Below are 9,737 nucleotides of genomic sequence, written 5' to 3' on the forward strand. Positions count from 1 at the left end.
AGTACGAACCTATTTACGCGTTTTTATGAGCATGAATGCTGGAATATCATCACCGAATCCAAGGGGCGCGTAATTCGTATTTTTTCGTGAGTGTTGTTGCTCGGATGGATTTTTTTTACGCTTCATATTTTTGATATAATCTATTTTATTCTCTTTTACAGTTTTTTTAGGGGGGAAAAGAGCATCTTTGGCAGCATTTTTCTTTGATGATTGTGAAGATTTTTTCTTTACAACAATATCTTCTGTTTGATCATCGGTTATTAAAGTCGAAAGATCTCCATTGAGCCATTCAATTTTTTCATTGCTTATTTCTTCAATAGCGTTGATATATTTTTGATCATCTTTCGTGACGATTGTAAAAGCTTTTCCACGACGATTTGCACGCCCTGTACGACCAATTCGATGGATATAGTCTTCAGCATGTGTAGGAACATCATAATTAAACACATGACTTACCGCAGGGATATCGAGCCCACGGGCCGCAACATCAGAAGCAACCAAAAGCGTAAGCTTATTATTTTTAAAATCGGCTAAGGTATTCATACGTGAATATTGATCCATATCCCCATGAAGTGCGCCTACATTAAAGTTATGTTTGATGAGCGATCTAAACAGTTCAGAGATATCTCTCTTTCGATTACAGAAAATAATAGCATTTTGAAGTTTAGAACCTTCATTTTGGATAAGCTCTCGTAAAACTGCTCTTTTATCCCACGATTTATTTCCAGATTTGACAAGCCGTTGTGTAATTGTAGTTGCTGTTGAGGATGCTTTTGTAACTTCAACGGATACAGGAGAATGTAAAAATTGTTTTGTCAGCTTTGTAATTTCTGGCGCCATTGTAGCAGAAAAGAACAAAGTTTGACGCGTGAAAGGGGTTAGTTTACAGATACGTTCAATATCAGGAATAAAGCCCATATCCAACATGCGATCAGCTTCATCAATAACAAGGATTTCAACGCCCATCAGGAGTAATTTACCCCGCTCGAAATGATCAAGAAGTCGCCCTGGTGTTGCGATAAGAACATCCGCTCCTCGTTCAAGTTTACGATCTTGGTGTTCAAAAGAAACGCCACCAATCAAAAGAGCAACATTTAAACGGTGATTTATTCCGTATTTATCGAAATTTTCTTCAACTTGAGCTGCGATTTCCCTTGTTGGTTCTAGGATGAGTGTTCTGGGCATTCGTGCTCTTGCACGACCTTTTTCAAGGAGAGTGAGCATAGGTAATACGAAAGAGGCGGTTTTACCCGTTCCTGTTTGAGCGATTCCTAGAACATCTTTTCTTTGAAGAACATGAGGAATTGTTTCACTTTGAATAGGCGTTGGAACTGTATATCCTGCTAACTTTACAGCATTAATAACCTTTGAGGAAAGACCTAAATCATCAAAACTATTCAAAGATGGTATCATTTTTTTATCAATTACTCTGTACTTTTAACTTCGCTATCTCAACGATATGTACAACTAATATTCTTCATTCTTAAAGAGTGTTAAGATGCTTTCACAAAAAATCCAACTATAACAATCATATACATATAAAGCGCATAATACAATCATTAATAGCGAAATTGTTCTGATAAAATACGCTCATCCCATGAATGACTTGAGTCAAAAAGGATTGAAGCTGTTACTTCTGTTGCCATTGAAATAGTCACTGAATGGACAGATTTAACCTCAACATTATCCGCAGCAGCATTGACAGGGCGTTTATCAGGTTCGAGCATATCAAAACGCACCGTTACTGTATTGGGGAGCAATGCGCCATGCCAACGTCTTGGGCGAAAAGGGCTAACAGGGGTGAGAGCCATAAGAGGGGCCATAAGGGGGAGAATAGGTCCTTGTGCTGATAAATTATAGGCAGTTGATCCTGCAGGTGTCGCGACGAGGATACCATCACAACTTAATTGTTCCATACGTATGTTGTTATCAATGGTGATACGAATTTTTGCTGCTTGATAAGATTGCCGAAAGAGGGATACTTCATTAATTGCAAGTGCCTCGATAGATTCTTGATATTCAGCTTTTGCAATCATGCGTAAGGGATGAATTTCTTTTTTATGGGCGACAGCAATACGATCGGGCAATTTTTTTTCATGAAATTCATTCATAAGAAATCCTACAGAACCTTGATTCATACCGTAAATAGGTTTTCCAGTGTTCATAACATCTCGTACGGTTTGTAACATTGTTCCATCACCACCGATTGCAACAACAATATCAGTTTCTTCCAGAGAAGAATGACCGTAGACGGAAATTAATTTCTGGGTAGCTTTGATAGCTTCCTCAGTCTCTGCGGAAATAAAATGAAAGCGACTTGGTAATGTAATCATTTAAGAATTATCCTGATAATTATAACGCATCTTGTAACTTATTTTTTGAGAGTTTTGAAGTTATAATAAAAGCTATTTTATAATAAAAAGAGTATTGAAGACCAAAAGAGAAGCTATTTCAAGATAAAGTATCATTGTAGAAAAGAAAAAAAGATTACGTTGCTAGATAATTTACAAATAAGTAATTTTTTTATTAGAATGCTAATTTAGCATTGAAGCTGAGCGTATGATTAGTTAAAAGACCACAACTGATTTTGATAATCGGTGTGGAGCACCCGTAGCTCAGTTGGATAGAGCGCTGCCCTCCGAAGGCAGAGGTCACAGATTCGAATTCTGTCGGGTGCACCAAACTTTTCAATTTAACATCATCCTCAATAATAATTTTTCTCATTATCTAAATCTAAAAAGAAGAAAATTTTACTAAAATGGTCATTTGAGTTGTTTATTAAGTTTTGTGACAAATAAGAAAATGATTTTAAGAGAAGTAAAATTTATGGTTTGTAATTTTTAGATTAGCCTTTTTAAATATCGAGATAAAAAGCAAGATATATCTCAATATGATTTCAATTTAACTGTGAAAACATATAACATAAAAAATACATATTAATTCAATGTACTATTGTAGAATTAATCTGGTGATATTAACAATAGATCACTAAATATGTTGTTCTAGTTATTAAAATAGATAATCAAATCTGCTTTTATTCTTATAGCTAAAGGCTACTATGATGAGGTGGGATGCAGATACGGAATATAACCAGTTAAATAAATAATAAGTAATGGGGTGGAAATAATCGTCCAGATTTGAATTCTTTCAAAATCTCTGTATTTGGTATGGTGATTATGGTTTTGGAGATGAGGATAGAGCGATTTCTCTATACACTGATATTGCCGGTCATAGCTGTTCGCGTCATTATGAAAACGCCCACCATTGGTCAAGCCAAAACAGGTGATCTTTCTGGTGTTTTTGTCTATAAATTTAAAATGGCCAAGCAATTGACGCTGCTTGCTTACAGCTATGAAGATCACACGATTACTTTGACCTTGTTAGCACTTGGCTCTCATGAAAATTTTTACCGAGATCTTAAAGCATAATATATTTTACAACTTGATAGAGGCACACAGCATTAATTTTACTAAAGTTCTCCAGTGCTAAAGGTATTAAACAAAAATTTATAGACATGATCAAGCTATATTGGGCACCTAATTGCGGCATAATATTTTTAGCTAAACCGATTGGAGGACTTTGCAGCAAAGGAGTACTGCACTCATCTGCTATTACATACCTCTAACTTGAATTAAAAACAAAGCTCTTCCGTACACCCCAACAAATGGCTTTGTCATGATAGAACTTTACTAGATTAGAGGTAAGTCAGTAGCATCTTTTATAAATTTAACGCTTCGCACTTTCCTCGGTAAATTCAAGCCGCAAAATACTAAATACAACTAAGTCCTATAGCTCAATGCGCACATAATCATGCATGGTGTTTCTACACTCAACAAGTTACACCTCAGTTCTCTTGCACAAATACGAATAAGAAGGGTTTAATTTGCTAATTTTAGCTCAGTCTTAAGTACAACGTCTGGAAAGGCTACACGTGCCTGCTGCATCAACGTAATATTAATGCCATAGAAAAATCCCTTACTATCTGCTATAGCTTCATAAGGATTGCCTATAATGTAAAATAAATTTACAAAATGATTGACTAGGATATTAAAGCACGATAACGATTCATGCAATGCAAATCCGCAAGAGGAGATAAGGTATTGCATTTTAATTGAAGGTTTAGTTTTTAAGGAAAGTAAAAGCCTTACCCAACTAAGGCTCCGTGGGGAGGGGGCCATTACATGCAAGAACAAACATTTGTAAATTATAAGAAAAATGCTTATGAATTGGGCGTGGAGCGTTTACGCTCTATGGAATTGGTCGAGACCCCTTCAATTCTTGAAGAAATGGCCGATGTTGCCCCTGATCTCGCAAAATTCATCATCTCTTTTGTGTATGGAGAAATTTATGAGCGACCTCACTTAACAAGCCGTATTCGGCAGCTTGCCACCGTTGCCATCTTTGCAACTCTCGGTAATGCAAGACGGCAACTCAAATTCCACCTTACCAGTGCTCTTAATATTGGGTGTAGTCCTGCTGAGCTGATTGAAGTAATGATACAGTTGGCACTTTATGCAGGGTTTCCAGCAGCCTTAAATAGTGTTTTTGCTGCAAAAGAGGTCTTTGATGAAAAGCAACTAGACTTCATATCTAGTTGCGGCTCGCCATTAGTATGCGAGGATCGCTACGAATCTGGACTGAAGGCACTAGAACATATTGATGGCCCCGATGGACAAATGATTATTAAGACACTGGGTAGCATTGCTCCAGACTTAGCTCGTTTTGTTGTTGAGTTTGGGTTTGGTGATATCTACACACGGCCTATCCTCAACTTCTTTGAACGGGAAATTATAACGGTGGCAGCGTTAGGAACGTTAGGAACTGCGATTCCACAGCTGAAGCTGCATATACAGGGTCTGCTTAATGTAGGTGGCACGCCCGAACAGGTGATTGAATTAGCAATTCACATTGCTTCTTATGCAGGCTTTCCTGCAGCGATTAATGTCGTTGAAATTGCTTCCGCGGTCAACTTTATTCTTTCCTCATCTAATACCGCACAAATTTCTTCTATACGTCTCGATGCTCCACTTTGGTATCAAGTATAAGGATCTATCCAATGAAAATCACGCCCAGAATAGCTCTTGTCTTAACCCTCGTAGGAACCTTTTTTTGGGGTTCCAATTTCCAAGCCACTAAGATAGCTTTAACGACTGTTTCTCCATGGACAGCTTCTTTTGAGCGGTTTCTCATTGCCGTAATCGCCATATTTTTAATTATGATTTTCAAAGAAGGCTTGCGGTGGCATGTTTTATCGCAAAATTTTATTTCTTATATTTTCCTAGGGATTATCGGTGTGGCAGGGTTTAATGGCGCTTTATTTGTTGGCTTGCAAACATCAAATCCCATAACAGCCTCCCTCATCATGGCGACAACCCCTATTAGTGCTAATATTATTGAAGCTATCATGAATAAATCTTTCCCAACCTGTGAGAGGGTTATAGGGATGCTCATTAGCATGTTCGGGGTCTATTTAGTCATAACAAATGGGAGATTTTTGTCTAACCATGTTTCCTTTGCCAAAGGAGATATTATGATTCTTTTAGGTTCCATTGGTTGGGCGTTCTATACCGTGGGCACGCGGTCATTTGTCAAGAACGCAACCCCGCTTGAAACAACAAGCTGGACGATGCTCTCTGGCACCGTCGCCCTTGGCGTCCTAACCTTTTTATTCGAATCCCCTCTTCAAGAAACCATGTCTATGTCCGGCGCTAGTTTATTCGCACTCCTTTGGATAGGGGTTGCAGGATCAGTTTTAGCCTACCTATTTTGGAATATTGGAATAGCGATCCGAGGTCCGGGTAAGACGGCGATATTTTTCAATTTTGTACCTATTTCAGCCTTATTGGTGCAAATCCTGTTCGGCTTCATCCCTCAAACCATGCAAATCATAGGCGTTTTTGTTACGATTTTTGGAGTTCTAATCGGACAAGGCTATATATTCAGCTTACTAGGATCTAGAAAAGCCGTTCCCAATGCGCATAAAGAGTAATATACTTTTTAAGATGAATGGAAATTGGCGTGTTATTTTTCGCTTTATCGGAACAGATGTGGAGCTTGTTGATTATCAAGATTACCATTGATGAAAGGAATGAAAACAAATGACGCATAACCCCGCCCATTCTAGTGAAGTTCTAAAAGTAGCTTTTTTAGAAGAAATGGGGATAACAATACAAAAATTAGCGTACCGTCTTCATATAACAAAATACGTATTTATTGTCAAATAATATTTTATCTTTTTTTGTATTTTTTAAATACGTTGTGTATTGATAATATCTTATGATTATGAATTGCTTCTTTTATATTTATATGCGTTTAAAGCTATATTATAGGCTTTATGAAACGATTGTGTTATGTTTTGAATCTATACATCTATAATATTTAAAAAGGCTCTCATTATGCGTATTTTAAACTTTATAACCTATCAGTTTTTTTACTAAATGAATTTAATTTTTTTTGTGAATTTTGTTTATAATACATTTAAAATTTAATAGCCTCTTATAGGTGCTCTCTTTATAATCAATGCGTTCATTTACAGTTTAGTTATTTGAAGCTGCTGTTTTTACGCATTTTCTATAGCTGTTATATGCTTTATAGCCATGGCATCATTTTTCATTTTCATAAGAGAAACGATAAGTAGGATAATTGTAATTTATAGACTGTTATGAAAACATCTAAAGAGAGATTGATAATTATAGAGATCAGTAAAATTCCTTTTAATAGGCTTTTGTCAGTGATGTCAGTTTTGTCAGTTCTTTTTAGATCCTCTATTATTTTTTTTGAATGGTAAAAAATTAAAATCAATATATTTCAATATGTTAATCTTTTAAATAAACAACCTATATTAAATACAATCTATAATATATATAAAAAGGGGTTTTGTAGGGGGGGGGGGTGGGGGTTTAAAGAACCTACAAAACCTATAAGTAATATAAGAAAAATGAATATACATAACTCTCTTTAAACAAAGCTTTTGAAAAGGATAAAGTTATCATTTTAGATTACGGTATAACCTCTTAAAGGCAATGTAAAAAAATCTAATTCTATTTAAGAGTGGGTTTCTTAAAAGTCTTAAAGCAATCCAAATAAGAGTATCTAAAAGTGCAAGTTTCTTCTTTTTAGAATAACGCATGATAAATTATCCTTTTAAAGATTGTACGTAAGCAATGTATAAAGGGGGTATAGAACCTATAGGTATAAGACCTTTTACCCCTTATAAGGTTAATATACCCATTATGTGGCATACCAAGTCTATTCAGTTTCTCTAATTTCCAATTTTGGTAGTTTTTTTACGATTTTCATGGTTTCTAAACTTACGGTAATAACCCTTTGAAACAACTCTAGAGGGTAGGCAGGGTTGCCAATGGTTTCAACGGCATAACGATTGGCATCATTCACAATGCCACTCTTTTTATCAGTCTTTACACATTGACGCCCCATAACCCATTCAAGAGCGGGTCTACCATTGACAATATACTCATAAGCTTCTGAAGCGGGTCTTGCGTCAAATAGGCAATGACAAACTTTTCAAAAGCAGCTTGCTTTTCTTGCTCTGATATCGCTTGATCACGATAGGCTTGTAAGAGAGAGCGTAAAGAGACATGTTTATTATCAGAATAAAGAGGGTGAGATATAAAGAATAGACTCCATGACAATATATTCTACTGATTAATTCTCTTCAAAATAATCAAATTGAAGTCAATTAAATCCATTTGGGATAAATAGCGAGTGTCAGATGAGGTGAAATTCTTGCAAAACCAGAATTTTTTTTTCAAAAGGGGTCTTTAAGGCTGCTTATCAACAGCCCATGACATGGAATAAGATCAGCAAAGTAGTGAAATTTGCTGTTCGTTTCACGGGTTAATCAAGATAAATGTACTACGTGCTTTAAAATATCAGAATGAGTATTTTGATAGGTTTTGTAGGTTCTTACCCCCCCAAAAAAAACCTACAAAACCCCTTTAAATATATATTATAGATTATATTTACGGATTGCATTTAATATAGGTTGTTTCTTTAAAACATTAACATATTGAAATATAATGATTTTTATTTTAGATTAAAAAATAAAATAATACCTATAAAAAGCCCCCCCAAAACTCATAATGGGGAGTGCTTTGAAGAGTTCACTGTTATATTGTTAATGTTCTATAAGATTTCCAAATTGCCTCAGTGTGATGTTTTATGGCTTGTCATTAAGGGATTCCATTCATAGCGTATTGTTGAGTTGTTCGAGCCAGAGCAAGTTGAAGAGGTGTTTGAATCAGAGGAAAGTTCTGAACAGCTACCTGTAGAAGCTCTTCAGGAGCAGCCAAGTTCTGATACAATAGAATCTGATAAATTAGAGCAAGAGCGGCAAGCACGTCAAAAGGCAGAACAAAGCGCCATTGAAGCGCGTGAATTGGCTATTGAACTTGCGCAAAAATATGCCGCAATGCAAGAAGAAATCACGCGCCGCCGTGAGGAAAATGTTCCCTCTCTAAAAGACGACCCAGAAGCACATGTTGCATGGCTTAGTCATAAGGTACAGGAACAACAGAAATTGCTTGATGAGTTTTCTCATATGAGAGAGAGCCAAGAGCGCATGAGTCAAGAGGAATATGAACGTCAAAAGTTAGGGGAATATTTCGAGGAATCCAAAGCGCAGGTACAAGATAAATATCCAGATTTAGACAGTATCACGGACTATCTCTATGAAAGAGCAGACAATGTTCTACAAGCGCAAGCTAGCCTTTATCCGCAATGGAAAGACCCTGTAGCACGGCAACAGCAAATTGGTGCTGAATTGCGCCAAATATGCCAGCAGTGTCAGAAAGCCGGTATAAATCCAATTGAGGTGCTGGTGCAAAAAGCGAAAGCTTTTGGCTATAGTGGAGCACCAGTTAAGGACGAAGTGGGAGTCCTTCAAGAGCGCTCTCAAGCAGCGCGGACGCTTACAGCGCGCGGCGGGCAAGTTCTAACAGGTGGTATGGATGTGAGAACGCTTTTTTCCATGCCGGAAGCAGAATTTGCAGCATGGGTTGAGAAAAATCCCAAAAAATTTGAACAAATTATGAGTAGAGCATGAAGATGTGCGCAATGGCGCGACAGAGAGAACCCAAGTGATTGTTATCGTTTGGGGGAGCCGCAAGGCGAGTTTTAAAACCAAGAAAGGCATTGATTGAAATGGCAGTAACAGAAGTAAAGCTCAATGACCCATTAGCCGTTGGCGTTTGGGCTAAGATGCTAAACACAGAGACCTCAAAAGCGTTGCCCATTGCACCGCTGATGGGGGAGAGCAAAAACAGCATTATCCAAGTGTTGGATGTGCTAGGAAAATCCGCTGGTGACTCCGTTACGAGTGGATTACGCGTTCAACTTATGGGGGATGGCGTTAGCGAGGGACAAACGCTAGAAGGCAATGAAGAAGCCCTCCAATTTATGAATGAAAAGGTGCGCATCAACGAGCTTACTCATGCTGTGCGCATCAAATATGAAGGCTCTATTGATCAACAACGTGTTCCCTTTAATTTGCGTAAAGAAGCAAAAGATGGGTTGGTTGATTGGTATGCAGACCGTTTAAGTATGATGTTTTTCATTCAGGCAGCAGGCTATACAGCACCATGGATGCATTTTGAAGGGCGTACCATAACGCTTAAACCGGTTCATTATGGTTTTAATGCGCCATCAGAGCCAAGCAAATTGCGCCTTATTCGCCCAGCCAAGAAAAAAACAGATGAAGAGCTTACAAAAGAGGATGT

General features: G+C 37.3%; 6 protein-coding genes, 1 tRNA gene and 4 pseudogenes. 8 read left to right on the plus strand and 3 right to left on the minus strand.

All coding sequences use genetic code 11. The features are described from left to right. Positions 1-9 precede the first annotated feature (9 nt). Positions 10-1,413, minus strand: coding sequence for a DEAD/DEAH box helicase (locus PVV65_RS07025; protein ID WP_273789694.1), 1,404 nt, complete (start codon positions 1,411-1,413; stop codon positions 10-12). A 146-nt stretch (positions 1,414-1,559) separates the two neighbouring features. Then, on the minus strand, positions 1,560-2,333 hold the full coding sequence (locus tag PVV65_RS07030) for an NAD kinase (protein ID WP_273789695.1): 774 nt from the start codon (positions 2,331-2,333) through the stop codon (positions 1,560-1,562). A 271-nt stretch (positions 2,334-2,604) separates the two neighbouring features. Here PVV65_RS07030 and PVV65_RS07035 point away from each other — a divergent pair. From PVV65_RS07035 to PVV65_RS09980, 6 genes and pseudogenes are all read left to right on the plus strand, one after another. Beyond that, a tRNA-Arg gene (locus PVV65_RS07035) sits at positions 2,605-2,681 on the plus strand. Between the two features lie 495 nt (positions 2,682-3,176). Continuing rightward, positions 3,177-3,428 carry a type II toxin-antitoxin system RelE/ParE family toxin gene (locus tag PVV65_RS07040; RefSeq protein WP_273789696.1) on the plus strand — a complete coding sequence of 84 codons (252 nt, stop codon included), beginning with the start codon at positions 3,177-3,179 and terminating at the stop codon, positions 3,426-3,428. A gap of 753 nt (positions 3,429-4,181) precedes the next feature. Beyond that, complete coding sequence (locus PVV65_RS07045) at positions 4,182-5,045, plus strand: carboxymuconolactone decarboxylase family protein (RefSeq protein WP_273789697.1); 864 nt, start codon at positions 4,182-4,184, stop codon at positions 5,043-5,045. 11 nt (positions 5,046-5,056) lie between these two features. Next, positions 5,057-5,989, plus strand: a complete 933-nt coding sequence (locus PVV65_RS07050; RefSeq protein ID WP_273789698.1) for a DMT family transporter — start codon at positions 5,057-5,059, stop codon at positions 5,987-5,989. A gap of 13 nt (positions 5,990-6,002) precedes the next feature. Further along, positions 6,003-6,080 (plus strand): annotated as a pseudogene (locus PVV65_RS07055) (Killer protein); the annotation flags it as partial. An 18-nt stretch (positions 6,081-6,098) separates the two neighbouring features. Then, positions 6,099-6,203 (plus strand): annotated as a pseudogene (locus PVV65_RS09980) (transcriptional regulator); the annotation flags it as partial. Between the two features lie 1,045 nt (positions 6,204-7,248). Here the strand turns inward: PVV65_RS09980 and PVV65_RS07060 are convergent. Next, a pseudogene (locus PVV65_RS07060) lies at positions 7,249-7,485 on the minus strand (type ISP restriction/modification enzyme); the annotation flags it as partial. 733 nt (positions 7,486-8,218) lie between these two features. Between PVV65_RS07060 and PVV65_RS07065 the strand changes: the two are divergent. Then, positions 8,219-9,064, plus strand: a pseudogene (locus PVV65_RS07065) (hypothetical protein); the annotation flags it as partial. A gap of 98 nt (positions 9,065-9,162) precedes the next feature. Then, the coding region (locus PVV65_RS07070) for a DUF4043 family protein (RefSeq protein WP_273789700.1) at positions 9,163-9,737 on the plus strand (575 nt) is incomplete at its 3' end.

The sequence above is a fragment of the Bartonella sp. ML70XJBT genome, from assembly GCF_028618425.1.
In the GTDB taxonomy this organism is placed as follows: domain Bacteria; phylum Pseudomonadota; class Alphaproteobacteria; order Rhizobiales; family Rhizobiaceae; genus Bartonella.

Bases quoted from the DNA above. Each gene is read 5' to 3' on its own strand.
- PVV65_RS07040 (WP_273789696.1), top strand. From the start codon at position 3,177: ATGGTTTTGGAGATGAGGATAGAGCGATTTCTCTATACACTGATATTG.
- PVV65_RS07045 (WP_273789697.1), top strand. From the start codon at position 4,182: ATGCAAGAACAAACATTTGTAAATTATAAGAAAAATGCTTATGAATTG.
- PVV65_RS07025 (WP_273789694.1), bottom strand. From the start codon at position 1,413: ATGATACCATCTTTGAATAGTTTTGATGATTTAGGTCTTTCCTCAAAG.
- PVV65_RS07030 (WP_273789695.1), bottom strand. From the start codon at position 2,333: ATGATTACATTACCAAGTCGCTTTCATTTTATTTCCGCAGAGACTGAG.
- PVV65_RS07050 (WP_273789698.1), top strand. From the start codon at position 5,057: ATGAAAATCACGCCCAGAATAGCTCTTGTCTTAACCCTCGTAGGAACC.